The sequence below is a fragment of the Edaphobacter lichenicola genome (assembly GCF_014201315.1).
Taxonomy (GTDB): domain Bacteria; phylum Acidobacteriota; class Terriglobia; order Terriglobales; family Acidobacteriaceae; genus Edaphobacter; species Edaphobacter lichenicola_B.
Genome location: NZ_JACHDY010000001.1, coordinates 154,943 through 181,852 on the forward strand (window position 1 = coordinate 154,943; position 26,910 = coordinate 181,852).

Genomic DNA, 26,910 nt, shown 5'->3' on the forward strand with positions numbered 1-26,910 from the left:
GATTCGGCAACTGCGCACAGAGAATTCAGCATGTTGTACCCTGCATTCACGACCATGCAAGCCATTCAGATCCACACCACCGGCTCCGCCGACGTCCTCACCCTCACCGACCTCCCCACGCCAACCCCCGGCCCCGGCGAAGCCCTCCTCCGCATCGAAGCCTCCGGCGTCAACTTCATCGACACCTACTTTCGCGAGGGCCGCTACCCCGCTAAGCTCCCCTACACCCTCGGCCAGGAGGCCGCCGGCACCATCGTCTCCGTCGCCCCCGACGTCACCACCTTCAAGCCCGGCGACCGCGTAGCCTGGTGCCTCATCCCCGGCACCTACGCCCAGTTCGCCGTAGCTCCCGCCGCCCGCCTCGTAGCCATCCCCGAAGGCGTCACCACCCAGCAAGCCGCCGCCGCCATCCTCCAGGGCATGACTGCCCACTATCTCCTCCACTCCGCCTACCCCGTCCAACCGGGCGACGAGATCCTCATCCACGCCGGCGCGGGCGGCACCGGCCTCCTCTTCATCCAGATGGCCAAATCCCTCGGCGCCCGCGTCTTCACCACCGTCTCCAGCGAAGAAAAGGCCACTCTCGCCCGCGCCGCCGGAGCCGACGAGGTCATCTTCTACACCAAAGAGGACTTCGCCGCGAAGGTCAAATCCCTAACCGGCAACAAAGGCCTCCCCGTGGTCTACGACTCCGTTGGCAAATCCACCTTCGAGCAATCCCTCCAGTGTCTCCGCCCCCGTGGCATCGTCGTACTCTTCGGCGGAGCCAGCGGCCCCGTCCCACCCTTCGACCTCATCCGTCTCTCCACCATGGGCTCCCTCTACGTCACCCGCCCCACCCTCAAGGACTACATCGCCACCCGCGCCGAACTCGATCACCGCGCCAAAGACGTCTTCGACGCTATCGCCAACGGCACCCTCAGGCTCCGCGTCGAGCACGTCTATCCCCTCGCCGACGCCGCGCAAGCCCACCGCGAGCTGGAGTCCCGCGCCACTACCGGCAAACTCCTCCTAATCCCGTAGCCTAATCCCATAGCCTCCGACCAACGGGAGGACCGAAGCCGCCAGCCTTGCCCAAACAAGGTATACAAGTCACGAAGTGACCGCCCCACGCGCAGTGGGCCCGTCCGGCAGGACAAGGCAACTTACAATCGAAGCATGCAAACCCCGGCGCCCCGCAGCGCGATCAGCCTCCTCCTCGCCCTCGCCGCCGCTCTCCTCCTCACCCTACCCGCCCGAGCCGTAGTAGTAAGAGGCACTGTTACCACGCCCCTAGGCACTCCACTCGGCAACGCCCGCATCCAGCTCATCCAGGGCCGCCGCGTCGTCGCCTTCACCTTCACCCTCATGGACGGCACCTATGAGCTCCGCAGCGGACTCCCCGGCCGCTTCGTCCTCCTCACCTCCGCCTCGCCCTTTACCCCCAGCATCGGCGACGCCTTCTACGGCGGCCGCACCGCCATCGTCACCCGCAACCTCGTCCTCGAGTACGCCACCGTCACCCCACAACTCGCCACCACCTCCACCGCCATCCCCACCCCAATCCAGCAAGTCCCCGCAGCCATCACGCTCATCCCCGCGCAGTCCCTCGAAACCCAAATCAATCTCCTCAACGACCTCCGTCAAGCCCCCGGCACCAACGCCATCCAGACCGGCCAGGCCGGCGGCCCCATCAGCCTCTACCTCCGCGGCGGCAGTCCCGACGCCAACAAAATCCTCATCGACGGAATCCCCGCCACCAACATCGGCGGCCCCTTCGACTTCACGCCCCTCGCCACCACCGCCCTCACCGGCCCCGAGATCTATCGCGGAGCCAACAGCGCCCTCCAAGGTACCGGCGCCGAAGCCTCCATCGTCAGCCTCGCCACCACCCGCAGCAACTTCCTCCACCCCACACTCGACTACACCGGCGACGCCGGAAACCTCCACACCTACCGCAACGAAGCCATCCTCTCCGGCACCTTCAAAAGGCTCGACTATCAGGCCGCCTTCAGCCGCCTCAACACCTCCAACGCCCTCCCGCGCGACCAGTTCCACCTCATCACCAGCACCGCCAACATCGGCTACACCATCTTCACCAACACCACCGCCCGCTTCACCCTCCGCAACGCCGACTCGGCCGCCGGCCTTCCACAAGCGCACGACCTCTACGGCATCTCCGCCTCCGGCAAGCAATCCGATCAGGATCTCTACTCCGGCATCACCGTCGAAAACGTCTTAGCAGGGAACTGGCACAACCTCGCCCGCTACGGCGTCAGTCGCAAGCGCGAACAGGAGCAGCAGTTCGATCGAACCGGCAACGCCACCATCAACGGCATCCTCGTACCACACGTCACCTACGGCAACGTCGTCATCCTCCGCGGAGCCAACGGCTACTCCGCAACCGGACAAGCCGCCTTCCTCTCACCCACCCTCGACAACGTCCACAACCGCGACGAGCTCTACTACCAGACCGACTACACCTTCCCCTACCGCATCTCCGCTCTCTTCAGCTTCCACTACGAAGACGAGCGCGGCCGCCTCTACAACCCCACCACCGGCTTCAACCAGCAAGCCCAGCGCACCAACTTCCAATACACCCTCCAACTCCAGGGCGACCTCCACCACCGCATCTTTTACTCCTTCGGCGGAGCCATCGAGCGCAACCACCTCTACGGCACCGCCGGAACCCCACGCCTCGGCCTCACCTATGTCCCAGTCCTCCCCGGCCATCGTGCCTTCCACGGCACCAGCCTCCGCGCCAACATCGCCACCGGTGTACAGGAGCCGACCCTCGAAGATCAGTTCACCAGCCTCGACACGCTTCTCGCGCAAACCGCCAACCAGTCCGCAATCGCCACCTACAACATCCACCCCATCGCCGCCCAGCGCTCACGCACCTTCGACGTAGCCGTCGACCAGAACATCCTCAACCAGAAGCTCATCCTCAAAGCCGGCTACTTCCACAACCAGTTCAGCCATCAGCTAGAGCGCCTCGCCCCCAACGGTCTCGAGCAGTACTTCAACATCCCCGCCAACATCGCGCTACAAGTACCAGCCGCCTCGCTGAACTCCCTCGCCTACCGCACCCAGGGCCTCGAGCTCGAGCTCCAGTACCAGCCCCTCACGCACCTCTTCCTCCGCGCCGGCTACACCTACCTCGCCTCACTGGTCGAGCAGTCCTTCACCTCTGACAACGTCTCTCCCGCCTTCAACCCCGACCTGCCCGGCATCCCCATCGGAGCGCTATCACCCATCGTCGGTAATCGCCCCTTCAATCGCCCACCCAGCACCGGCTTCTTCGCCGCCCAGTACACGGCCAGCAGATTCTCCGCCGCCATCAAAGGCGCCCTCGCCTCCCGCAGCGACGACTCCACCTTCCAGCTTCACAACGACCGCAACGGAGGCAACACGCTCCTGCTCCCCAACCAGAACCTCGACTTCGGCTACGCCAAGCTCGACCTCAACCTCCTCTTCAGTGCTACTCGCCACGTCACGGCCTTCACCCAGCTCGACAATCTTCTCAGCCAGCAACACATCGGCCCCATCGGCTATCCGGGCCTGCCCTTCACCATCCGCGCAGGCCTGAAGATCCGCATCGGCGGTAACTGAACCGAAAGATAGGTCCTGCCGGACGAGCGCCCTGCGCGGGCAGCGGTCACTTCGTGACGCGTATACCGGTCTTGGCAGGATGAACACTCACGGTCCTCCCGCTGGTCGGCACAAGATTCTACTCGCGACCAACGGGAGCGCCAACGGAAGGGGTACACAAGTCACGAAGTGACCGCTGCCCGCGCAGGGCGCCCGTCCGGCAGGACAGAGCATCTAAAACGCAACGAACCTATCTCCCCCGTGTTTCTATCTTGTATGTTCTCGCCCTCTCCGCATCGCAGAGCCTCACTGCACCGTCTAATCCAACGAAGGGAAACAAAAATGACCCGATCTCTCCTAGCACTAACTCTTCTGGCAGCGACCGCAGCAACCACCACCGCAGCCCACGCCCAGGAGAGCCCTGCCACCACCCAGGCTCTCGTCGCATTCGACAGCAAAGCTCCCGTCAGCCCCACCGCAAAAGATCTCACCCTCAAGGTAGATAACCGCGTCACCCCACTCACCAACCTCGCCGCCATACCCCCCGGCGGAGCCCAGGTCGCCCTCCTCATCGACGACGGCCTCCGCACCAGCGTCGCCCGCGAGATGAACAACCTCCGCGCCTTCATCACCAGCCTCCCCGCAGGCACCGAAGTCTTCGTCGGCTACATGGCGAACGGCACCGTCTTCCCCGGCACCGGAGCCTCAGGCTTCACCTCCAACCTCGCCGCCGCAGCCCAGGGCCTCCGCATTCCCAGCGGCATCCCCGGCGTCAGCGCCAGCCCCTACTTCTGCCTCTCCGAGTTCGTCAAGAACTGGCCCGGCCAAGCCGAAAATCAGGTCAGCCCCGTCCAGCGCGGAGAAGGCCTCGTCCACAAACCACGCTTCGTCCTCATGATCACCAACGGCGTTGACCCCTACAACGGCAGCACCAGCCCGCTCAACCAGAACAGCCCCTACGTCGATGCCTCCGTCACCGACGCCCAGCGCGCCGGCGTACCCGTCTATTCCATCTACTTCAGCGACGCCGGCTTCGCCGGTGGCCGCGGCAGCTTCAGTGGACAAAACTACCTCACCCAGATCGCAGAGGGAACCGGTGGCCTCTCGCTCTACCAAAGCACCGGCCAGAACCCTGTCTCCATGGCACCCTACCTCAAGCAGTTTCAGGAGGCCATTGCCCGAACCTACGTCGCCACCTTCCCCGTAGACGCCAACAAAAAACTCGTCAGCCTGAGAACGTCAACCGACCTCCCCAAGACCAAACTCCGCGCTCCCACCCAGGTCCGCCCCGGAACCGTCGTCGCCAACTAACCCAAGGTATCCTGCCGGACGGGCGCCCTGCGCGGGCAGCGGGCATTCGCACGCCTTTTTAGAGCTTCGCGTGGTCCTCCCGTTGGTCGGCACGAACTTCAGCTTGCGACCAACGGGAGCACCAACCGAAGGGGTATACAAGTCACGAAGTGACCGCTCCACGCGTAGTGGGCCCGTCCGGCAGGACAAAGTCTTTTAACAAAAAAATCTTCAAAACAGTGGCGTATTTTTCAACCCCAAAAAACCACCATCCAAAACACCACGTTCACCACGCAAACCACCACGATTACACCACCAAAAAACCACCATCAACGCACCACTTTTTACAAAACACCCCTCAAAACACCAGCAAAAACAGCAAAGCCCCGGCTCTCACCGGGGCTCCACTTTTTTTCCTGAAACAACTTCCTAGTACATGCCATCCATACCGCCGCCATGGTTGTGTCCGCCGCCCGCAGCTTCCTTCTTCTCCGGGATATCGGCGATCATCGCCTCGGTGGTCAGCATCAATCCAGCGATCGAAGCCGCATTCTGCAACGCAGTACGCGTAACCTTCGTAGGATCGATAACGCCAGCCTTCACCAGGTCCTCGTAGGCGCCCGTTGCGGCGTTGTAGCCGTAGTTGGCCTCCTTCGATTCGTGGATCTTGCCGATCACAACCGCACCCTCTTCGCCGGCGTTCGAGACGATCATGCGCAAAGGCTCTTCAATCGCGCGACGAATGATCGTGGCGCCGATCTTCTCATCGCCTTCTAGCTTCTTGATGACATCCTCAACCGCAGCCGCGCAGCGAACAAACGCCACACCACCGCCCGGGACAATCCCCTCCTCAACAGCCGCGCGCGTCGCATGCATCGCATCCTCAACACGAGCCTTCTTCTCCTTCATCTCGGTCTCTGTCGCCGCGCCAACCTTGATCACTGCAACGCCGCCAACCAGCTTGGCCAAACGCTCCTGCAGCTTCTCACGGTCGTAGTCAGAGGTGGTCTTGTCGATCTGTGCGCGAATCTCCTTCACGCGTCCTTCGACATCGCCATCCTTGCCGCCGCCATCAACGATGGTGGTGTTGTCCTTGTCGATCGTCACGCGCTTCGCAGTGCCAAGGTCCTCGATCTTCACACCCTCAAGCTTGATGCCGAGGTCTTCCGTGATCGCCTTGCCACCGGTCAGGATCGCGATATCCTGCAGCATCGCCTTGCGACGATCGCCGAAGCCAGGAGCCTTCACAGCCGCGACATTCAACGTCCCGCGCAGCTTGTTCACCACGAGAGTCGCAAGCGCCTCGCCGTCCACATCCTCAGCAATGATGACGAGGGGCTTGGCGGTGCGGGCAATCTGCTCGAGCAGGGGAAGCAGGTCCTTCATCGACGAGATCTTCTTCTCGTAGATCAGGATGTAGGGATTCTCAAGAGCAACCTCCATCCGCTCCGCATCGGTCACGAAGTAAGGCGAGAGATAGCCACGATCGAACTGCATCCCTTCGACGACCTCAAGTTGCGTCTCCATCGTGCGCGACTCTTCGACGGTGATGACGCCGTCCTTGCCAACCTTGTTCATTGCCTCTGCAATAATGCCGCCGATCTGCGAGTCAGAGTTTGCCGAGATCGTTCCAACCTGAGCAATCATGTCGCCCGAAACCGGCTTCGAGAACGTCGACAACGCACCACCAACCGAGACGCCATTCTCATCGCGTTTGCCGATGATGGCCTCAACAGCCTTATCGATACCGCGCTTCAACGCCATCGGGTTCGCACCGGCAGCAACCGTCTTTACACCCTCGCGATAGATCGCCTGGGCAAGAACAGTAGCAGTAGTGGTACCGTCACCGGCGACGTCCGAGGTCTTCGAAGCTACTTCGCGAACCATCTGCGCGCCCATGTTCTCGAGCGAGTTCGAAAGCTCGATCTCCTTGGCAACGGTCACGCCGTCCTTGGTGATCGTCGGCGAACCGAACTTCTTCTCGATAACGACATTGCGACCCTTCGGTCCAAGCGTCACCTTCACTGCGTCGGCCAAAATATTGACACCACGCAGGATAGCCTGACGCGAATCTTCTCCATGCAGAATCTGTTTTGCCATTGTGTTGCTCCTGTCACCGGCTTTCACCGGTCAAAGTTTTAATGAGGCGCCCGAGCGCCGATTGTGCGGCGAAGCCGCGGTATACGGCACGAAGTGCTACTTCTTGAGGATTCCGAGGACTTCTTCTTCGCGCATGATCAGCAACTCTTCGCCGTCGATCTTGATCTCGGTGCCCGAGTACTTGCCAAACAGAATGCTGTCGCCGGCCTTTACATCCAGCGGGAAAACCTTACCTTCGTCGTTCGACTTGCCCTTGCCGACGGAGATCACTTCGCCTTGCTGTGGCTTCTCTTTTGCCGAATCCGGGATGATGATCCCGCCACGAATGCTTTCGCCCTCTTCAATGCGCCGAACCAGAATCCGGTCGTGCAGCGGTGTAAATGATGTTGTCGCCATTGCTTACATCTCCTTGGTGCGATTTGGCGAACGGCTATCCGTCCGCGTTGTAGAACACAGCTTCAGCCATCAAGTACTGGCCCGAGCTGCAAATAAAAGAGTGGAATAGGCAAATAGGCCCCGCTCCCAGGCAAACCCGAGAGCCGTTAGCACTCAAGCCTTCCGATTGCTAACGATAGTCAGCCCGCTTCCAGTTGTCAACCCGGCTACGTGAAATGTGAGTGAAACCCACGCAAGCGTTTACCGACCGCAGGCGGCACCATATCCAACAATCAGAGCTCAAAAGTCGTAGAATGAGGCCATGTCGTCACGTCGCACCGTCTGGTCGCTATCGTTTCTCGTTCTCCTCTTTGCTTTCGCATCCAGCCTTCCCGCCAAGGCCCAGGATCAGGACGCCCCCGTAAAGCGCGGCCGCAAGTACAAGGCGCCCCCGGCCACCTCCCACATCGAGGTCACTGTCGTCAAGAAGTTCAACGGCAAGCCCATCATGAACGCCGCCGTTATCTTCAACCCGTCGATGGACGGCAAGGACGAGGGCAACCTCGAGGTCAAAACCGATCCCGACGGCAAAGCCATCATCGACGTTATCCCCACAGGCAGCACGGTTCGCGTGCAGGTTATCGCGCCGGGCTTTGCGACCTTTGCCGAAGAGTATGAAGTCACCGGGGCCACCAAAGAGATCGCCGTCGCAATGATTCGTCCCAGGGCACAGGTCTCCTCCTACGAGAACAATGACGGCAAAGACGCAACCAGGAAGCCAGGTGTCCAGGAGCCCATAAGGCCGACTACGCCGACAACCAAACCTGTGCCTACCACTCCGCCCGCAACTTCGCAGCAGCCTGCCACTCCGAATTCAACACCCCAGCAATAACGTAGCAAGAAGGAGTTTATGGACAGGCCGCTAACAGGGAAGACCGTGCTTGTAACTGGGGCGGCCAAGCGTATCGGACGGTCTATCGCTCTGGCTCTCGCCGAACGCGGGGCAAACGTAGCCATCACCTATCTTGCCTCTCAAACCGAGGCGGAGGAGGCCGTGCACGCGCTCGCGGCCCACGACGTCGACGCTTTGGCCATCCGCTGCGATCTACGCAATCCAGAAGACATCGAGCAGACCGTAGCCGCAGTCGTCAACGATCTGGGCCGCATCGACCTCCTCGTCAACAACGCCGGAATCTTTGCCTCCGAAGCGCTCGAGAACATCTCGGTCGACCAGTGGGACGCGATGTTCACCACCAACACCCGCGCGCCTTTCCTCGTGGCCAAGGCTGCGCACCCGCACCTGCGCGCCGTCAAAGGGCGCATCCTCAACATAGGCTCGCTTGGAGGCCTGCATCCCTGGGCCACCCACGGGCACTACTGCACCTCCAAGGCTGCCCTGCACATGCTCTCGAAGACCATGGCGAAGGCCTGGGCGCCTGAGATCAGCGTCAACTGCATCGCCCCCGGCATGATCGTTCAGGGAGAGGTCGACGATGCCTATGAGCACTTCGCCCGCAAAACACCCATGCAGCGCAACGGCACCGCCGAAGATGTAGCCGCAGCAGCCGTCTTCTTTGCCACGGCGCCCCACTTCATTACCGGCCAGCTCATCGCCGTCGACGGCGGCCTCGGACTGTAAAAGATATGTCCGCAGGACCTATCTTCTAAGCGAATCTACCGTCCCAGCAGTCTCCGCCACCAGCTCTTTTCCTGCATGTCCTCATAGAGGTTCAGCGGCTCCAACTGCGGCGGCATCGGCTTCCCCATAAATACCGCTAGAGGATTGGATACGCAGAGCAGGTGTGCGTAGTCCGGGCCATACTTCGTCGCCACCAGCTCCAACGCCTCCCGCATCTTCGGCGCACGCGAGCTCGTATTGTGCGCATCGGTTGCCAGAAAGTGCACCCACCGATTCTCGAGCAGCTCATGCGCCATCCGTTCCGCATGCTTGCCCATCCGGCCTAGCACAGACCCCGCCGTCACCTGCACCAGCACCCCACGCTGCAGCCACTCCGCGATTCGATCCTGATCGTTCTGCAGGGTAGGGTTTCTCTCCGGATGCGTCAGGATCGGTGTCAAACCGGCAAGCTGCAGTTGATAGAAGATCTCCGTCAACCCGCGCGGCAGCCCGTAGTCCGGCACTTCGACCAGCAGATAACCCAGGCCGTTGATGCTGAACTTCGCCGGGTCAACCTTGGCTTCCTGGATATTTTCATAGGACATATGGAAGTCGCATCCGCGGCCCAGCTTCACGCCGACCGAGTCGCGATCTAACCGCTCCTGCAACTCTGCAATCTTTGCGTCAACGATTGTAGGGGCGTAGAAGTATTGCCCGTTCGAATGCGGCGAACACACGATATGGGTGATCCCATCCGCTGCAGCCATCTTCGCCATAGCCACTGAGGCTTCGAGGGTCGAAGCACCATCGTCCATGCCCCACAGAAGGTGATGGTGAATGTCAATCATTGCGTGATCAGCTTACCACCGCGTCAGCAGGCTGGCTGCGTTATCGCGCCGCGGCCAAAGACTCTGCCATCGCCTGAAATAGCAGCAAGCCGTCGGCTGAGCCAAGCAGTGTCTCGCTGGAACGGTCAGGATGCGGCATCAGACCCAGCACATTGCGTCCCTCGTTCAGCACTCCAGCGATGTTCTCGAGCGATCCATTCGGGTTCGCCGCAGCAGTCACCGCGCCCTCGCGCGTGGCGTAGCGAAAGGCAATGCGATCCTGTTTCTTCAGCGTTTCCAGCGTGTCGGAGTCGCAGAAGTAGTTGCCTTCCATGTGGCCAATCGGCATCTGCAGCACGTGTCCGCGAGACAGTCCATGCGTAAAGGGAGAGTGGTTCGTCTCGGTTCGCAGAAAGGTTTGTTTGCAGATGTAGTTCTGGCTGGCGTTGCGCATCAGCGCACCTGGAAGAAGTCCGGCCTCGCACAGAATCTGAAAGCCGTTGCAGATCCCCATCACCAGTCCGCCGTCTTGCGCGAACTTCTTCACTGATTGCATGACTGGCGCAAAGCGTGCGATGGCGCCGGTTCTGAGGTAGTCGCCGTAGGCGAATCCACCGGGGACGAGGATGGCGTCGCAGCCCTGAAGGTCCTCTGAGGCGTGCCAGAGGTAGGTCACGGGCTGGTGCGCGATTGCGTCCACTACGTGGTGTGTGTCATGGTCGCAGTTGGACCCGGGGAAGACCAGAACGCCAAATTTCATACCTTAAGGATAGCATTCGCCTCTCCGGGACTCGAAAAATGAGCGCGAACACGGAAAAAAATCTGGTTGTGGTGGCGGGTGCGGTTTTATTGGGGGTTTGTGGTTTTCCACCGTGCAAAATGATGGTTTTTTGCTGGTGAGAACGTGGTGTTTTGCGTGGCTAACGTGGTGTTTTAGCACCGTGTTTTTTGCTTGCTAAAAATGCGCCATGGTTTAGAAGTTTATTTTTGGGTATCGTGTCCTGCCGGACGGGCCCACTGCGCGTGGGGCGGTCACTTCGTGACTTGTATACCGCTTCGCTTGGTGCTCCCGTTGGTCGCAAGCCAGAAACTCGTGCCGACCAACGGGAGGACCCAGGGTGTTCCTGGTGCCCCGACCGGTACACACGTCACGAAGTGACCGCTGCCCGCGTAGGGCGCCCGTCCGGCAGGACATCTCTTACACAGGAGCGTAGATAGCAAAGCCACGAGGAGGAGCAGGGAACTCGGAGTTGCCCTCAGCGTCGGTCGTCCGCTCGTCCGGGTGGGCGGTGTCGTGGCCGTCCCATGCGATGGGAGCGAACTTCTGATTAGGCCACTTGGTCTTGACCGAGGTGCCCGACCACTTGTCACCAAGATTGTTCAGCACGTAGATCAGTCCCGGCTGGTCCACGCTGTCATCCTTGTAGCCGACGCGCTGCATGATGTAGAGATCGGGATCGGCGTGAAGGATCTGCGAGTCGCCGCCTGCGTACTTGTGGTGAGCGATGATCAGGGCGTCGATTCCGTTTGGTGTCAGCGGCCGCGCCAACCCGTTGTTGTAGTAGTCGTACCAGAAGATGCTGGGATACCCCTCATGCACCATGATGAACGAGTAGGCCATCATCTTGTCGTTGACGATCGCGTTGTCGCCCATGTCGTGGTTGTCGACAAACGTAGCCGCGTGCATAGGCCGCTTCATCACTACCGCGCCGCCGTCGGTCAGGTTGCGCAGATCGTAGCTCGGCTTGTCGCAGACATCCTTCAGCTTGTAGCGAAGCGGAAAGTCGAACGCAGCAATCTGCGTGTCCGTAAGTTTGTTCACCTTGTCCAGCCACTGTTCGATATCTTCGCCGCCCGACCACATTTCACCGACTACGTAAGGGGTAAACTCCTTGTCATTCTTGACGTAGCGATATTTGGCCAGCAGGCCGATGATCCACGCTCCGAAGCCCTTTACGAAGTCGAAGCGGAAGCCGTCGAATCCAAGCTCCTCGATGAGAAAGCGTGCGTACTCAAACATCGCCGTGTAGACGACAGGGTTGCGATGGCAGAGGTGGGGGAAGCCCGCGAAGTTCTCGCCCTCCATCATCACCTGCTCATAGCGGCTGGGATGAAAGCAGTTCCAGTCGCGGGGAAACTTGCCGCTCTTGGGGTTGAACTTGGTCCAGCGCTTCTGTCCGTCGAGAGGGTTGACCTCCTCCTCGTCCGCGCCGGAGTTGTGATTGAGCACCATGTCGGCATACAGGCCCATACCGTTCTTGTGCGCCTTCGCGATCAGCGCTTCAAGCTCCGCGCGGTTGCCGTAGAAGGTCTTGGTGCCACCCTTCTGGTCGAAGTCGCCGAGGTCGAAGTAGTCGTAGGGGTCATAGCCCATCGAGTTGTGGTCGGAGGCCTTCGAGACGGGAGGCAGCCAGAGCGCGCTGAAGCCGGCCTTGCCTAAATCTTCCACCTTTTCAGCGACGAAGTTCCACCATTCACCCTCTTTGTTGTCGTGCTTGGGAGCGTCCCAGTAAAACGCCTGCATCATGACGGCCATGTTGATCGTGCTCCATTCCAGTGCAGTTCGCGCGAGCGTCTCCCTCGAGAGCTGCAAGGTCCGCATCGAAGGAAAGTGGCTTGAGTTATAGTTCTGCTTCAGCAGGTCAGATGCGCGTGAGGACGGTCAGGTTGGTATGGACATCCGAAACAACAATACGACGACTCATCTCAAAACCGCTGGCGGTGCGCTGGTCAACTGGTGGCGCGCCGCCACGCTCGATGGTCTGATCGTTGGAGTTTTATGGCTGATCGGGCTGGAGCTGATCCGCGTTCCCTTCGCGCCCCTCTGGGCGATCCTCGGAGGCATACTCCAGATCATCCCAACCTTCGGCGGCATGGTCGCGCTTATCGGCCCTGTGCTGGCCGTCGCTTTTAGCGGTCATGACGAGTGGCGCTTAGGCCTGGTCCTGGGCCTCTATGGGTTGATCGTCATTCTTGAAGGCCTCGTCATCGCCCCTTACGTTCTGCACCGCACCACCAAAGTGCCCTGGTGGGCCGCGTTCCTCGGACCGATTTTGCTGGGCATCATTATTCCGTTCTGGGGAGTGCTGCTGGCTCCTCCGGTGCTGGCCATTATTTTCGCCTTCCGCAAGCCAAGTTCTCCCGCCTAGGCAGATAATTTGGCCGCGAAACAAAGGGCGACATTTGGTCGGGCGACTTAGAATTACGAAGTACTTGAGGTCGCCGGGGTGGTTACGTTAAAAGGACAACTTTGCCGATGCCGCCTTTCTCCGCTTCAGCGTGTGCCTTCGCTGCGTCGGCGAGCGGAAAGGTGCGATCGACAGAGATCTTGAACTTTCCGTTTGCGATATCTTCTGCGAGCGAACGCATGCTCGCTGCGTCAGGGTGGGAGCCGAAAGCCTCCACTCTCACGGTGGGGTGAAGGTTGGCATTTGGGGGAGGCCCTACGACGGAGGCGAAGGTTCCGCCCGGCTTGACCTTAGCCATGAGCGCGTCGCCGACGCTGCCGCCAATCGTATCCGCGACGACCTCGACGAGGCCTAGTGAGTCCATCTCCTGGCGGCTATCGAGCGCAAGAAGAGCATCGGCCCCGAGCTCCTCTGCCGCCTTCTTCTGTGAGCTGCGGACGCCGGCGATGACGTGAGCACCGAGCTTCTTCGCTACCCAGACGGCGGTGCGGCCTACGCTGCCCAGTGCGCCGGTGATGATGACTGTCTGTCCAGCCTGAACTTTACCAGCTTGAACGATGAGTTGTTCCCCAGTATTCAAGACCACCGGGAGTGCGGCGGCCTGGATGTGATCGAGACCCTTTGGAAGCTTCGACAAGCCTGTGAGATCAGCCAAAAGGAACTCGGCATAGGTCTTGCCAGCGCGGCCGAAGACCTTGTCGCCCTCGGCATATCCCTCGACGCCTTTGCCGACCGAATAAACGACGCCGGAGTAGTCGTAACCGAGGATGGCGGGCAGTTCCAGCGGCATAAAAGCTTTCATGGCGCCGCTGCGGATCTTCCAATCGATGGGGTTGATTCCGGCTGCGGTTACGCGAATAAGGATCTGGCCGTCGCCCCCGTGGGGATCGTCCCAGTCCTCATACTTCAGCTTATCGGGGCCGCCGTACTCATGTAGAACAACTGCCTTCATAGCCACACCTCACTCGCTTTGCGAGTTTAGATGCGGTTGATGGCGGCATGGGTTCGTGGAATGAACCTGGTGTGATGCTAGTCCAATCGCTCTACGACAGAAGAAAGCCGGAGGTGGGTTATGAGCGGGACTGGACAAGGCTTAGTATCGTCGCTTAGCCGCCGAGTTTGTAACGCGTCTCCGCCAGCCTGTAGAGTGGTCGCCATACGAGCCGGTTGATCGTAACCACCATCATCGCCATCACGATGGTGGCGAGCAGCAGAATCTGAAACTGGCCGCTGTCTGTGGCCGCGCTGATCACCGCACCAAGCCCCACCGTCTGCAGCGTCTGGTTCTTCAGACGAAAATACTCCGCGATAATGCTGGCATTCCACGCGCCACCGGACGCCGTCACCATACCCGTAATCAGGAAGGGAAAGATCCCCGGAAGTATGACCGTCTTCCACTTCTGAATGGTGGTGAAGCGGAAGAGCGTTGCGACTTCCTTCAGATCGGACGGAATCGCCATCGCACCCGCGATCACGTTGAACAGGATGTACCACTGCGTTCCTAGCAGCATCAGCGCGATGGAGCCGATCCCCATGCCGCCCCCAATCCGCACCAGCGCGAGCAGCAGAACAGGGAAGAGTGCGGTTGCGGGCACGGAGGCAGCGATCTGCGCTATGGGCTGTGCGATACGCGCCAGCCGGGGATGGAAGCCGATGGCAACGCCTGCGGGAATCGTCCACGCTGCGGCGAGAATCAGTGAGACGTTGACTCGGAGAAAGGTGGCCATCGCGCCTTTTAGGATCGTGGCGAACTCGCTCCCATGGACCTGCCGTAGAAGAGTAAGCGCCTGCCACGCGGCGTAGAGGACAACACCGGCAGCAACCAGAATGATCAGTCCGCGCAGCAGAGTGGACGCGACACCCGTCTTCGTCTCTTCTCCATTGACCGTTGCAATCTTTGTCGTTGTACCGGCAGCGCGTCCCTCTGCGAGTCGCCGATACAGGCTCTCTTCAAATGGAACAATCGTGTGATGGCGCAGGCTTCGAAGTCCGCGAGACTGCTGGAGAAGATGCAGCAGTGGAGAGCGCACTCTCGAGCTGCTCTCAACCTGCTCGAATTTGAACTTGTCGCTCCATGCGATGATGGGCCGCCAGACAAGCTGATCAGTCGCAACGATGATTGCAATCATCGTCAACAGACCCCACGTGATGGCCGCGTAGTTTCCTGTGCCGGCTGCGGTTTGCAGATACGAACCCAGTCCTGGAAGCCTGAAGTCGCGTGTGCCCAGGACGAACATCTCGCAGGCCATCAGGAAGAACCATCCACCTGCGACCGACACCATCGAGTTCCAGACCAGCCCGATGGCTGCGTAGGGAAGTTCTAACTGAATAAGCTTTTGCAGGCGCGAGAACTTGTAGATGTTTGCGGCTTCGGAGAGCTCTCGTGGAATGCTTTTGATGGAGGAGTAAAAGCTGAAGGCCATGTTCCAGACCTGGCCGGTGAAGATCAGCACAATCGCGCCCATCTCCACGCCTATCTGCCGAGTGGGAAAGAGCGCCACCATCGCCAGCATGACGCCGGGAAGAAAACTGAGGACGGGAATCGATTGCAGGATGTCCAGGCCTGCGATCATCAACGGCTCTACGCGCTTGCTGTAGGCCGCAAGGTAGCCGTAGCCGATGGCGAAGACGAGGCTCAGCAGATACGCAAGACCGATTCGTACGACCGAATAGAACGCATACTGCGGCAGCGCGCGCGGACTCTGCGAGATAACGATCTCCGGTTCCGGATGGCCGAACCAGTAACGCGCGATGACGACGACTCCGTAAAAGCACGCCAGTCCGATGCCTGCGACGCAAAGATCCAGCATCACCGGCCAGCTGCGCTGCAGCACCTGCGAGCGCGCAAAGGTCTCACGTCCGCGGATGTTGCTGAAGCTATCCGGCAACTTCATCATGCATCGATCTCCGCTGTGGAGCTTGCATTGGTGTCCTGATGAAGTTTTTCAGACTGGATGAAACGGCGGCGGGAGGCGTCGAAGTCGAAGAGCTCGGCGTAGCGGCCCCAGTTGATGGCCGTCTCCAACTGGCGGAGAGTCTCGTCTTCGCTGAACTGCTCGTCGAGCATGTCGTGGAAGAACTCCTCGGGCACGCTGCGATCGCTCTTGGATTCGATGGCGCGGACGATCTGACGAAGGAGGAGCACGTTTTCGACGGCGGCGGTGCGAAAGAGCTCCTTCTGCCGCAGGATCTCGGAGTTGGCATACTCCGCGCCAGTGGGCGTGATGGCGGCGTCGCCTTCTGTAACCGTGAGGAAACCTAATAGCTGCGCCGCGTCGACGATGGGCAGCAGGTCGTCGATCTGGAAGGCGAGGTCGTCAGCGAGGCGATAGATGTCGTCCTTGCCGTTGTGGTCGAGCACAAGCTCCAGCAGACCTGCGATTCCGCCGGGCCGTGCATGCGGCAGCATCTGATAGTGCATCTGCCTCTGATCGCGCACCTTCTTTCCGGTGGAGGTCTGAGGTAGTGCTGGCGGCTGAGCGTCAGGCTGCGTCAGGACTTTGTAGATGTAGTCGACCAGCTGCGTGAAGGCGTTTGCTTTGCGGTCGCGCGGATGGGGAATCGCGACGCGGAAGTCGGTTCGCACGTGGCCCGGGTTGCGTCCGAGGACGATGATGCGATCGGCCAGCTGGACGGCCTCTTCGATGTTGTGGGTCACGATGAAGATCGACTGCGTCGGGATGGTCTTGTTCTGCCAGAGTTCCAACAGTTCACTACGCAGGTTCTCCGCTGTGAGCACGTCGAGCGCGGAGAAGGGCTCGTCCATGAACAGGACTTCGGGCTCGACGACCAACGCGCGCGCGAAGCCGACCCGCTGCCGCATACCGCCGGAGAGCTCCTTGGGATAGGCGGCCTGGAAGCCGTCGAGTCCAACCGTGTCGAGAATCTTCATGCCATGTTTGCGACGCTCTGCGGCGTCCATGCCGCGAGCCTTCAGCGGTGCTTCGACGTTTTCGAGCACCGTCAGCCACGGGAAGAGGGCGAAGCTTTGAAACACGATTGAAACATTGACCTCGGCGGTTGCAATTGGCTTTTCATGCCAGTACACTTCGCCGGCAGAGGGGGCGGACAAACCGGTCAACATCCGCAGCAGGGTAGACTTTCCCGAGCCGGATGGCCCAAGTAGCGCAACAATCTCTCCGGCCGTAATCGACAGGTCGGTGGGCGAAATTACCTGGATGCGGTTTTCGCTTGGTTGCGCGTAGTATTTTTCAACACGTTCGGCACGAATGATGGCTGGCTGCATAGGAAAATTGAGTGGTACTGGATGCGGCGATTGAATTTGTGGCGGTTTGTTGGTCAACCACCTCTGCGCTCAGCGTATCATTACTAGGTGGGCGAAATATAAATCCGCCGCCTGCGTACGTCACATTTAAAACTGAAATTTGAACCTTCTACTTTTGGGGAAACTTAGCATGGCAGATTTAACCTCTACCGCAACACCCAAGCCCAAGGTGCTGGTCGCTGACGACGAGCAGGTGATTGCGAATACTCTGGCGATAATTCTCAACCAGGCAGGCTTTGAGGCGCGTGCCGTGTTCAGCGGCGAGAAGGCCGTCGAGTTGCTCGATAGCTTTCAGCCCGATATGCTCATCAGCGACGTCATCATGACCGGAATGACCGGCATCGAAGCGGCCATCATCACGCGCAGCAAGCTGCCGAAGTGCAAGATCCTTCTCTTTTCAGGCCAGGCCGCTACTGCGGATCTGCTCGAAAAGTCTCGTGCGCAAGGTCACGAGTTCGAGATCCTCGCCAAACCCGTTCATCCGACCGATCTTCTCGCAAAACTACGCGGATAGCTCTCAGGCCGCCTCAGCACGAACGATGAAAACAGCGGGACTTCGGTCCTGCTTTTCTCTGCCTCCTGCTTTTCTTTGCTACCTGCTTTTCTCAGCTACAAGGAGCAGCAACTGCATCAGGCATGGTTGGAAGAGGGGATGGGGAACTGACGCCGCTCCTTTACTTTGACCGCAGGCACTCCAGCGTACACTGTCCAGGCCTCGAGGCTTCGCGTGGCAACCGACCCCAGCCCAAGCACCGCTCCCTCTCCAATGTTGACTCCCGGCGCGACCGAGGCCCGGGCGCAGACCCAGGCGTACGCTCCAATATTCATCGCATAAGCGATCAACGGAAAAGCCGGATCGTCGTAGTCGTGGGTCGCCCCGCAGACGTACGCTTCCTGAGAAAGAATGGCGTGCGACCCCAGAGTGACCGGAGCCGGGTTGTAGATCTCAACGCCATCTCCCGCGGTCACTTGATCGGCACAGATCAAATTCCACGGAGCCCACACCTTGGAGCGCGGATAAAAGTGGCAGTTCGGCCCCATCTTCGCTCCAAAAAGACGAAGCAAAAACACTCTCCAGGAATGTAACGGTCTTGGTGACGTTCTATAAAAAATAGCCCAGCAGAGGTTCCAATTCAACCGCCTCAGACGATCTCGCAGTGAAAATGCCGGACGCAGGTAGGGGTCCGCGGCCGTCTCCGCCGGGATATGGTCTGCCGCGTTGTAATGAATCTGCTTGGGCATCGGCGCCTTCCTACTCCGAATCCACGGCAGTGGGAGTAAGAACCGTAGCTGTTCCAAATAGTCGGATGATCGCCTTTGCGTTCTCACGCATATCGTAGCGGCGATGGAAACATTGATACGCCAACTCCGCCATACGCTGCCGCTCTGCGACGGTCATACCGATCCACCCCCTCAGCAACTTCAAGGTGCCGTCGGGAGTGTCCAGCTCCATCAACCCCGCGCCGTCCTCCGCAATCTCTTCCGCGATGTTCACCTTGTCGGCCAGCAGAACGGGCTTTCCGCAAGCCAGCGCCTCGGCCACTGCAATGCCGAAGTTCTCCTGGTGCGAGGGCAGAATGAAGGCCTCCGAACCGTAGAACGCGCCCCACTTCGCATCGCCAGTCACCATCCCCGGCCAAAAGACGCGGTCCTTAATTCCCAAATTCGCCGCCGTCGCCTTCAACTTGGCGCTCCACTGCTGCTGGTCGGGTCCCGCCATCACCAGATACAGATCCGGATCGTCAGCCGCAACCTTCGCGAATGCGTCGATCAGCATATCGCAGCCCTTCTTGCGATGAATTCGCCCGAGAAAAACAAGATATCGCTTCCCCTTCGCTTCGGGGCACTTCGCAAAAAAGGCACGCTTCTGGACCTCGGGATCACCGTTCGGGCCGCTTGCACCATAGGGCACCACATAGGCATTCCAACGGTGCAGCCAGAAGCTCTGCTCAGCCAACCGCTTCTCAGCCTTCGAGGTAAAGAGCACGCGGTATGCTCCACGCAGTATCCAGTACTCGGCGGGAATCCAGTACAGCCACTTCTTGATGTGCTTCAACGGAAAGGCGTGCTTGAAGTAAGGGTCCAGCATGCCGTGCGTGAAGACGACATAAGGGGTATTGCCTGCCAGTGTTCGCCACGCCGCGTAGCCGCAGTACTGCCAAAGGCCATTCACCACCACACCGTCGAAGCGATGACGATTATCTCTCAACCAGGGCAGCAGCTTGGAGTTGAACCCATAGGTAGTATTGGTAGGACCTAACGCATGGACTGGAAATCCGACATCGTTGAGGTATGGCGCTGACGGATCGTCGAGCGTGACTACCTCGCCGGTATAGCCGATGGGTCCGTAACTGAGCAGTACCCGCACCGACTCTGTAGGGCCGCCAGCCTCAGGGTTCAGTGTTCCAATGATGTGCAGAATCCGCATAATTCTTCGACTATCAACTGTTAAGCATAGCAGCAGAGGTTGTCCTCAATAAACGCTCGCACTTAAGTTGTAGTCACGTTGACAACCTCCTGGTCACGGCCGCGATCGCTCGTCGAAGACCGATCATATCCTTCTCATAACTCCACGCAGAGATCCTGTTCAGACCACGCTGTCCCATGATCCTCGCTGTCTCGGGGCTTTCGAGAACTCGGTGCAGCGCCTCCGTCAGAGCGTTCACATCGCCCACAGGAAACACACAACCTTCGACGCCATCGGTCACCAGATCGGGTTGGCAACCCACGTCATCGGAGAGGATCACGGCGCGTCCCGAGTTCATGACTTCGTTCACAATCAGTCCCCAGGGTTCGTCCTGCGAGGGCAAGACAAAGACCGTGGCGAGACTAAAAAAACCTGGCAGCTCCGATTGATTGCGAAAGCCGCAAAACCGAACTCCACCAGCGCCGCTCTCGGAGACTCGCCTCTCCAGCGCCGCCCGTTCCTCGCCATCCCCCACGATCACGAGGTAGGGAACCGGAGCGCTTCCAGCTTCAGAGCAAAGACTCAGATATGCCTCAAGCAGATCTTCGCACCGCTTCCGTCTCTGCAGCTTTGAGGCAAACAGAATGACAGGGCGGGAGGCGTCAAGGCCAAGCTCCCGCAGCAGATCGCCTCGTCGCAGATCGGCCTCTCGGCTGCGACTCTGAAAGTAGTCGTTGTCCACCGCATACGGCATCGAGAACTGCGGAAGCTCCTCGCCCAGAGCGTGACGCCAGTACGCCGCATTCAAACTCCCAATCGGCAGCACTCCGTCGACGAGTAGCTTCAATCCGCTGAAGAAAAGGCGCTTCGCCATCTGCTTGAGAGCACCGGCCTGTCTTCTTCCAAGGCGCGACTCCGCACGAAGCAACACCGGGATACCCAGTGCCTTGGCCATCAGCATTGCCTGCAGCGTGTTCAGCGTCGAGTAGCCATGAACCCAAAGCACGTCGAATCCACGCCTCTCTTTGCCTCCTCGAAGCCGGCTAAAGATGCCGTAGTTCAACTGGGCCGTCGGCCCGGTTCTCCTCTTGTCCCATATCGCCGGGAGAAACTCGTAACGATAGCCGTCAAGCAGAGGCACATCCCACTTCACGTCCACGCCAAATCCCTTGTCGACATACTCCTGCACCGAGAAGTTCGAGGCAAAGAAAACAGTCAGTTCAATATCGGGCTCCTGTGCGATTCGCCGCAGCAACGGGGCCTGGTACTGGATGGGATGGCTCACCAGGTAGGCGACCTTTACCTTCTTTGTGTTGCCCTCTCGGCTTTGGTCAGGAGATCTCATGGAGTCGGCCTGTGTTAGGCGATGATCTTTCGTGTCAGTTGCGCGATAGCCCGGCGCAGCGCCTGAATGTCCTCTTCAAAGCTCCAGGCGTTGATTCGGTCGAGGGCGCGCTGACCCATCTGCGCCGCGGCCTCCGGCGTCGCCAGCACGCGTCGCAGCGCCTCGGCGAGCGCGGTCACATCCCGCACGGGGAACACATATCCCTCCACCCCATCCGTCACCAGATCGGGTTGACACCCGATATCGTCGGACAGAATCACCGCGCGCCCAGCGTTCATCACCTCATTCACCACCAACCCCCAGGGCTCATGGCGGGCGGGCAGGACAAATACGCTTGCGAGATCAAAGAACCTCGGCAGCTCCGACTGATTGCGAAACCCGCAGAAGCGAACGTCCGTCAACCCGTGTGAGCTGGCCTGTTCTTCGAGCGCAACTCGCTCCTCTCCGTCGCCAACGATGAGCAGATAGGGGCGTGGCTTGTCGCTCTCGTCGTTGATCAAGCTCCCATACGCGTCGATCAGATCGGAGCAGTGTTTGCGCTGCTGTAGTTTGGAGGCGAACAGGATGACTGGTCTTCCGGCATCAAGGCCAAGCTCTCTGCGGAAGGCGTCGCGCGTCGCAGCCGCCTCCAGGCTTCGTCGCTGGAAGTAATCATTGTCCACCGCATAGGGCATCACAAATAACGGCACATCGTCGCCCAGATAGTGCCGCCAGTACTCGGTATTCAACGTGCCGACAGGCAGTACTCCATCCACTATGTTCTTCAGAAACTGAAAGAAGAGCGTCTTCAGAAGAAGCTTCGGGCCACTCCGTGCGCGGTCTCGCAGCCACATGTCGGCGCGCACCAGCACGGGGATTCCCAGCGCCTTCGCGGCCACCATTCCGTGCAGCGCATTCACCATGTTGTAGCCATGGGTCCATAGCAAATCGAAGCCGGGCTCTCCATCGCGGCCGCGAAGCTCGCTGAAGATGCCGTAGTTCAGTGGGGTGGTCACTGTCTGCGTGCCGTCGTCACGGATCACCGGCAGAAATTTATGGCGGTATCCCTCGAGCAGCGGCACGTCCCACTTCACATCCACGCCGAAGCCTTCATCCTGGTAGCTGCGAACCGAAAAATCCGAGCCGAAGAAGACGGTCAGGTCGATGTCCGGCTCCTGCGCGATGCGGCGCAACAGCGGAGCCTGATACTGGATAGGATGGCTCACCAGATAGGCCAGTCTTACTCTCTTCTTCAAGCCTTTGCCAACGTCCGACGAGGGTAAAACCATATCTTGTAGGTTCTCAGGCGAAGCCCGGTCGATGCGTCCGCCACTACTGTTGAACGGCAACAATCAGAATCGAGATAATACCTAACAGTGTAGCGATTCCGCCGTTCTTAATAACTGCTTTCATCGGACTGGTCGGCATGAATACGATGTCTTCGGCCTGCAGGACAGGATCCGGAACCTTACCGTTGATCACCTTCATGATGTCGACGCGAACCACCTGCCGGGTGGTGCCGGTCGTACGGATAATTCTGAGGTCGCTATATTTGCCTTCAAAGCCCGGGCCGCCCGCAAGAGCTGCCACCTTCATCAGAGTGATAGGAGAGTTTTGTTGTAGCGGGATCGCTCCCTGAACCTTGAAGGCGCCCAGCAAATAGACCACGCCAACCCGGGGAACGATAATCGTATCGCGCGGAAAGATCGGGATGTTGATCAGCGCACTCTTCGCGGGATCGGTGCCAAGGTCGATGACGATCGGCTCCGCTGCGCCATAACGATTGATCGTGAGGACGTGGCTTGCGGTCGACGGCAGTCCTCCACCTCCACCCACAACGGTTGTTGCTCCTCCACCAGTCCCGCCTCCGCCGCCCGCAGCCGCCAGTACATCAAACAGGCGGCGCTGACCAACTACCGGCACGATCCCTTTCACTTCGCCCATAAGTGTAACGACCTGATTCGGAGATTCCGAAATCTGAATCGACACCTGAGGATCACGATACATGCCGGCCGATATGAGCTTCTGCGCGATCAGATTCTGGGCCTGATGAACGGTAAGGTCGTTCACCATCACACTCCCAATCAGAGGCAGTTGAACGGTGCCGTCAACGCCGATCCGCGCGACCGGGGTGTAATCCTGGTTTCCGTATATCCGTATGGAGAGCACGTCCCCAATTCCAAGATAGGCGTCGCGGCCCGCTGGGAACAGAATTGCAGGATCGGTTGTGATCGTGATCGGGGGATTCACCTCGGCCGTGATCCCGAGCGCCGGTCCGCTGAACTGCGCCTCCGCGAAGCGGCCGCAGAGCGCCATCAGAAGAAAAACAGCGGAAGCAAGCCAGACCTTGCGACAGTCAATTTGATTCACGTGCTTCTCGGCTCCTGTCCGGAGACCTTCCCGTCTCTGTCTCATCGCTTTGTCTCTCCGGCGTTGGTGTGCTCCCCTTCTGCAGTCTGCGACTCCCAACTATCGGAGTCCACACTGGAGTAGGAGTAACCCGAGTAGCCGTAGTAGCCGTAGTACTCCGGCGAGTTCAGGTCTACTGCATTCAGCACAATTCCGGTGATCGCGGCGCCCGCGCGCAACAGCAGATCCCTCGCCCGTCGCACCACATGCTTGCTCGATTTGCCATGACGCACTACCAGCACCACAGCGTCAGCCTGTCGCGCCAGAATCACGCCATCGGTCACCGACAGGATCGGCGGCGAATCGATCACTATGTAGTCGTACAGCTCTCCGCAGCGCTTGAGGATCGTCTCCATCGCCGCCGAACTCAGCATCTCCGTAGGGAAGGGCGGAACCGGGCCACTCGGCAAAATGTCCAGATTTGGAATCTCGGGCACGCTCTGTACCGTCTCCTCCAGCTTGGTGGCTCCGGTCAAGACCGAAGTTAGACCGATCTTTCCGTTCAACCCGAACCGGTGATGAATATTGGGCCGTCGAAGGTCTCCGTCGATCAGCAGAACCCGCGTATCCCGTTGCGCCAGGATCGCAGCCAAATTGCTCGCGGCCGTGGTCTTTCCTTCCGACGGCGTTGCGCTGGTCAACACAATGAACTTCGGCGGTTGCCCGGTATTGGAAAGCAGCAGCGACGTACGCAAGGAACGGAACGCCTCCGCAAACTGCGACTTCGGCTGTGTCAGGATTCCGACGTTGCGTTGTGCAGTGCTCAGGGTCGCGGCCTGATCGACCGACGATCTGCGTGCTCGCGGAATGATTGCCAGCGACGGCAACTCCGTAATGCTTTCGATCTCCGCAATGCTGCGCAACCCGGTATCCAGGCTCTCCATCAGGAAGGCCACCACGATACCCGCCAGAAGGGCAAAGATCAAAGCCGTTAGGATCACCGTCGATTGAGGCCGCAGCACAGGCTGCGCCGGAGGCAATGCCTGATCTACAACATCGACATCCAGAGACTCAAGTCCCGACTGAACGCTGGCCGTTCGCAAGCGGGATTTCAGGCTGTCATACAGAGTTCGGTTGGCTTCGTACTCCCGTTGGCGCAGGGTGTACTCTACCAGCTGGTCCCGCAGCTTGTAGGCGTCTGTCTTCTGAGCCTCAAGCGCTGCGGTCGTCTGATCTTCATTCGCCTTTGCGACCACGAAATTCTGCTTCGCCTGCACAATCAGGCGGTTCTGCTCTTCATCGATCTCTTTAGCGAGCTCGTCGATCTGAGCCTTCGATGCCTTGGATTGCGGATGATTCGGGCCGAGCGAAGACTCCAGCGTGGCGTAGCTCGCTTTAGCCCCAGCCAACTGGGCGCGTAGTTGCGTCAGCTCTCCAGGTGCCGTTCCCGGAGTCAGCTCGATGGTGCCTTCGATCGTGTTCGGATCCATTCCGCTTACGACGCGGTAGCGTGCTTCGGCGATGATGCGGGCCAGCTTCGCCGCACCGGCCGCTCTGGAGAGGTCATCGAGCGATTCGTTGATCTGATTGTGGTTCGGATCAAATCCAAGGATGCCAAGGCGACGCTGCATGTCCAACATCTGTTCCTGCGACGCCTCTACCTCCTGCCTCAGACCGTCGAGCGTGCCCGAGAGCCAGACCGAGGCACGCTGCGAAGATTCGTATCGGGTCTGATAGCTTCGCTGAACGTAGTCCGAGATGACCTTGTTGACGATATCGGACGACAGTTTCGCGTTCAGGCTGCTATAGCTGATGCGGATAATATCGGTCTTCGCAACGATCGTGACGTGCAGGTTGCTCTGCAGGCGATGGACCGTATCCTGCCTGGTCTCGCCATCCGATAGGTTCGCCCGCGGCTGCGGAGCCGTCGGTTTTTCCAGAAAATCCGCGTTGTTGGCCAGGTCCATCTCGCGGCACACGGTCAACATCAGCGAATCGCTCTTGATAATCTCAATCTCGCTCAGCAGCTTTGTGCTGGCATCGCCCCCGTAGGCCTGCACCGCGCTAACCCGATATTCGTTCGACGAGCCCGAACGCACCTGAATCCGTCCATAAGCCTCATACAGCTTCGGCTGCGACTCGGCTTTGTAGATTCCGTATGCCAGGCCCAGCAGAACAGCAATAATCAGGACCAGCTTGCGTTTCCGCAGCACAATCAGAGCTTCAGAGAGCGTAGTATCTGTAACCGTTGTACTGAACCCTGCCTGGTTCGTCTCCGGAACACCCACATGCGGCGGCTGCGTATTTTTAGAACCCATTCCCCCTAGTCTACCCGAGCAGCCCTGCCGGAAGCAGGATTAGATGAGCGGCAGGCTCCTAATGGTCCAAAAGTGTTACTTCATCCTGCAACGCCCTGTAACTAGGCAAACTCGGATATCCTCGACCAGGAGCCATAACACCAGCAACGGATAGGCGATCCGTCGAAAATTGAGCCGCTGAGACATCCTCGACCCTGCAAATCTTATGCAGGCAGGTCTTCCATCCCATGAAAGGGACTACCTCATGTCTCGAAAGATTCTCGTCACAGGAGCCGCCGGCTTTCTTGGGTCTCATCTCTGTGACGCTTTGCTCTCCAACGGAGACACCGTCGTCGGGGTCGACAACCTCAGCACCGGCAACCTGGCCAACCTCAGCCATCTCTCGCACGAAAGCTGCTTCCGCCTCATCGAGCTCGACATCTGCAAGCCCTTCGACACCGGCAAAGTAGATTACATCTTCAACTTCGCCTCCCCCGCCAGTCCAATCGACTACTCCCGCCTCGGTGTCGAAACCCTGCTGGTCGGCTCTGCCGGCACCATCAACACCCTCGATCTCGCCCGCAAGTATGGCGCCGGCTATCTCCACGCCTCCACCTCCGAGTGCTACGGCGACCCCGAGGTCCATCCCCAGGTCGAGACCTACTGGGGCAACGTCAACCCCGTCGGTCCGCGCTCGGTCTACGACGAGGCCAAGCGCTTCTCCGAGGCCGCCGTCACCGCTTACCATCGCTACTATGGCGTCGACACGCACCTGGTCCGCATCTTCAACACCTACGGCCCGCGCCTTCAGGCCAGCGACGGCCGCGTCATCTCAAACCTCATGGTGCAGGCCCTGCGCGGCGAACCTCTCACCATCTACGGCGACGGCTCCCAGACCCGCAGCTTCTGCTACGTCTCCGATCTCATCGAAGGAATCCTTCTGCTCTCACGCTCCGGGGAGCATCTTCCCGTCAACATCGGCAATCCGGTGGAGTGGACCATCCTCGAATGCGCCCAGGAGATCCTCGCCGTCACAGGTTCCAGGGCCGAGATCCTCTTTCGCGACCTGCCGCAGGACGATCCCACCCGCCGCCGCCCGGACATCACCCGCGCCAGAACGCTCCTCAACTGGGAGCCGAAGGTCACCCTCCGGCAGGGCCTCGAACGCTCTCTCGAATACTTCAAAGCCTGTGTCGCTTAGCGAGAGCCCAGACCAAAATGACCTATACGGGAGGTACGCCCTGCGCGGGCGGCGGTCACTTCGTGACGCGTACACCGGT

General features: G+C 59.6%; 22 protein-coding genes. 8 read left to right on the top strand and 14 right to left on the bottom strand.

Annotated elements, in window-relative coordinates; translation table 11 throughout:
* Window positions 1-30 precede the first annotated feature (30 nt).
* From HDF09_RS00655 to HDF09_RS00665, 3 genes are all read left to right on the top strand, one after another.
* Window positions 31-1,023, top strand: coding sequence for a quinone oxidoreductase family protein (locus HDF09_RS00655; RefSeq protein ID WP_260180841.1), 993 nt, complete (start codon window positions 31-33; stop codon window positions 1,021-1,023).
* 135 nt (window positions 1,024-1,158) lie between these two features.
* A complete protein-coding gene (locus HDF09_RS00660) occupies window positions 1,159-3,591 on the top strand; it encodes a TonB-dependent receptor plug domain-containing protein (protein ID WP_183760288.1) in 2,433 nt (810 codons plus the stop codon).
* Window positions 3,592-3,912: 321 nt separating this feature from the next.
* Window positions 3,913-4,881 carry a vWA domain-containing protein gene (locus tag HDF09_RS00665; protein ID WP_183760290.1) on the top strand — a complete coding sequence of 323 codons (969 nt, stop codon included), beginning with the start codon at window positions 3,913-3,915 and terminating at the stop codon, window positions 4,879-4,881.
* Window positions 4,882-5,289: 408 nt separating this feature from the next.
* Here the strand turns inward: HDF09_RS00665 and groL are convergent, their stop codons facing one another.
* Together groL and HDF09_RS00675 are read right to left on the bottom strand one after the other, a co-directional pair.
* Window positions 5,290-6,960, bottom strand: a complete 1,671-nt coding sequence (gene groL / locus HDF09_RS00670; RefSeq protein WP_183760292.1) for a chaperonin GroEL — start codon at window positions 6,958-6,960, stop codon at window positions 5,290-5,292.
* Between the two features lie 96 nt (window positions 6,961-7,056).
* Window positions 7,057-7,356, bottom strand: a complete 300-nt coding sequence (locus tag HDF09_RS00675) for a co-chaperone GroES (protein ID WP_020713919.1) — start codon at window positions 7,354-7,356, stop codon at window positions 7,057-7,059.
* Window positions 7,357-7,657: 301 nt separating this feature from the next.
* Between HDF09_RS00675 and HDF09_RS00680 the strand changes: the two genes are divergently transcribed.
* Window positions 7,658-8,227 carry a hypothetical protein gene (locus HDF09_RS00680; protein WP_183760294.1) on the top strand — a complete coding sequence of 190 codons (570 nt, stop codon included), beginning with the start codon at window positions 7,658-7,660 and terminating at the stop codon, window positions 8,225-8,227.
* Window positions 8,228-8,245: 18 nt separating this feature from the next.
* Window positions 8,246-8,974, top strand: a complete 729-nt coding sequence (locus tag HDF09_RS00685) for an SDR family NAD(P)-dependent oxidoreductase (RefSeq protein ID WP_183760296.1) — start codon at window positions 8,246-8,248, stop codon at window positions 8,972-8,974.
* Between the two features lie 35 nt (window positions 8,975-9,009).
* Here HDF09_RS00685 and HDF09_RS00690 read toward each other — a convergent pair whose 3' ends face one another.
* The 3 genes from HDF09_RS00690 to HDF09_RS00700 form a co-directional block, all read right to left on the bottom strand.
* Window positions 9,010-9,801 carry a tyrosine-protein phosphatase gene (locus tag HDF09_RS00690; protein ID WP_183760298.1) on the bottom strand — a complete coding sequence of 264 codons (792 nt, stop codon included), beginning with the start codon at window positions 9,799-9,801 and terminating at the stop codon, window positions 9,010-9,012.
* A 40-nt stretch (window positions 9,802-9,841) separates the two neighbouring features.
* Entirely contained in the window at window positions 9,842-10,540 is a 699-nt protein-coding gene (gene purQ, locus HDF09_RS00695; protein WP_183760299.1) for a phosphoribosylformylglycinamidine synthase subunit PurQ, read from the bottom strand.
* 438 nt (window positions 10,541-10,978) lie between these two features.
* On the bottom strand, window positions 10,979-12,316 hold the full coding sequence (locus tag HDF09_RS00700; protein ID WP_183760301.1) for an alpha-amylase family glycosyl hydrolase: 1,338 nt from the start codon (window positions 12,314-12,316) through the stop codon (window positions 10,979-10,981).
* 136 nt (window positions 12,317-12,452) lie between these two features.
* Here HDF09_RS00700 and HDF09_RS00705 point away from each other — a divergent pair, with 136 nt between their 5' ends.
* Window positions 12,453-12,929, top strand: a complete 477-nt coding sequence (locus HDF09_RS00705; protein ID WP_183760303.1) for an AI-2E family transporter — start codon at window positions 12,453-12,455, stop codon at window positions 12,927-12,929.
* Between the two features lie 82 nt (window positions 12,930-13,011).
* Here the strand turns inward: HDF09_RS00705 and HDF09_RS00710 are convergent, their stop codons facing one another.
* The 3 genes from HDF09_RS00710 to HDF09_RS00720 form a co-directional block, all read right to left on the bottom strand.
* Entirely contained in the window at window positions 13,012-13,920 is a 909-nt protein-coding gene (locus tag HDF09_RS00710; protein ID WP_183760305.1) for an NADP-dependent oxidoreductase, read from the bottom strand.
* Between the two features lie 154 nt (window positions 13,921-14,074).
* A complete protein-coding gene (locus HDF09_RS00715; RefSeq protein WP_183760307.1) occupies window positions 14,075-15,865 on the bottom strand; it encodes an ABC transporter permease in 1,791 nt (596 codons plus the stop codon).
* Window positions 15,862-17,214, bottom strand: coding sequence for an ABC transporter ATP-binding protein (locus HDF09_RS00720; RefSeq protein ID WP_183760309.1), 1,353 nt, complete (start codon window positions 17,212-17,214; stop codon window positions 15,862-15,864). The genes HDF09_RS00715 and HDF09_RS00720 overlap by 4 nt, the downstream gene beginning before the upstream one ends.
* A 169-nt stretch (window positions 17,215-17,383) precedes the next feature.
* On the opposite strand from HDF09_RS00720, the gene HDF09_RS00725 reads away from it, so the two are divergent.
* Complete coding sequence (locus tag HDF09_RS00725) at window positions 17,384-17,767, top strand: response regulator (RefSeq protein ID WP_179638311.1); 384 nt, start codon at window positions 17,384-17,386, stop codon at window positions 17,765-17,767.
* Between the two features lie 116 nt (window positions 17,768-17,883).
* Here the strand turns inward: HDF09_RS00725 and HDF09_RS00730 are convergent, their stop codons facing one another.
* The 6 genes from HDF09_RS00730 to HDF09_RS00755 all read right to left on the bottom strand — a co-directional run bounded on the left by HDF09_RS00730 (window position 17,884) and on the right by HDF09_RS00755 (window position 25,651).
* Window positions 17,884-18,318, bottom strand: coding sequence for an LbetaH domain-containing protein (locus tag HDF09_RS00730; RefSeq protein WP_260180842.1), 435 nt, complete (start codon window positions 18,316-18,318; stop codon window positions 17,884-17,886).
* A gap of 187 nt (window positions 18,319-18,505) precedes the next feature.
* A complete protein-coding gene (locus tag HDF09_RS00735; RefSeq protein ID WP_260180843.1) occupies window positions 18,506-19,681 on the bottom strand; it encodes a glycosyltransferase in 1,176 nt (391 codons plus the stop codon).
* A gap of 73 nt (window positions 19,682-19,754) precedes the next feature.
* Window positions 19,755-21,005, bottom strand: a complete 1,251-nt coding sequence (locus tag HDF09_RS00740) for a glycosyltransferase family 4 protein (protein ID WP_183760313.1) — start codon at window positions 21,003-21,005, stop codon at window positions 19,755-19,757.
* A gap of 14 nt (window positions 21,006-21,019) precedes the next feature.
* Window positions 21,020-22,273 carry a glycosyltransferase family 4 protein gene (locus HDF09_RS00745; RefSeq protein WP_183760315.1) on the bottom strand — a complete coding sequence of 418 codons (1,254 nt, stop codon included), beginning with the start codon at window positions 22,271-22,273 and terminating at the stop codon, window positions 21,020-21,022.
* A gap of 43 nt (window positions 22,274-22,316) precedes the next feature.
* Window positions 22,317-23,354 carry a polysaccharide biosynthesis/export family protein gene (locus HDF09_RS00750; RefSeq protein WP_311718280.1) on the bottom strand — a complete coding sequence of 346 codons (1,038 nt, stop codon included), beginning with the start codon at window positions 23,352-23,354 and terminating at the stop codon, window positions 22,317-22,319.
* 41 nt (window positions 23,355-23,395) lie between these two features.
* On the bottom strand, window positions 23,396-25,651 hold the full coding sequence (locus HDF09_RS00755) for a GumC family protein (RefSeq protein ID WP_183760320.1): 2,256 nt from the start codon (window positions 25,649-25,651) through the stop codon (window positions 23,396-23,398).
* A gap of 244 nt (window positions 25,652-25,895) precedes the next feature.
* On the opposite strand from HDF09_RS00755, the gene HDF09_RS00760 reads away from it, so the two are divergent.
* Window positions 25,896-26,831 (top strand): UDP-glucuronic acid decarboxylase family protein, encoded by a 936-nt coding sequence (locus HDF09_RS00760; protein ID WP_183760322.1) that lies wholly within the window; start codon window positions 25,896-25,898, stop codon window positions 26,829-26,831.
* The last annotated feature ends 79 nt before the right edge of the window (window positions 26,832-26,910 follow it).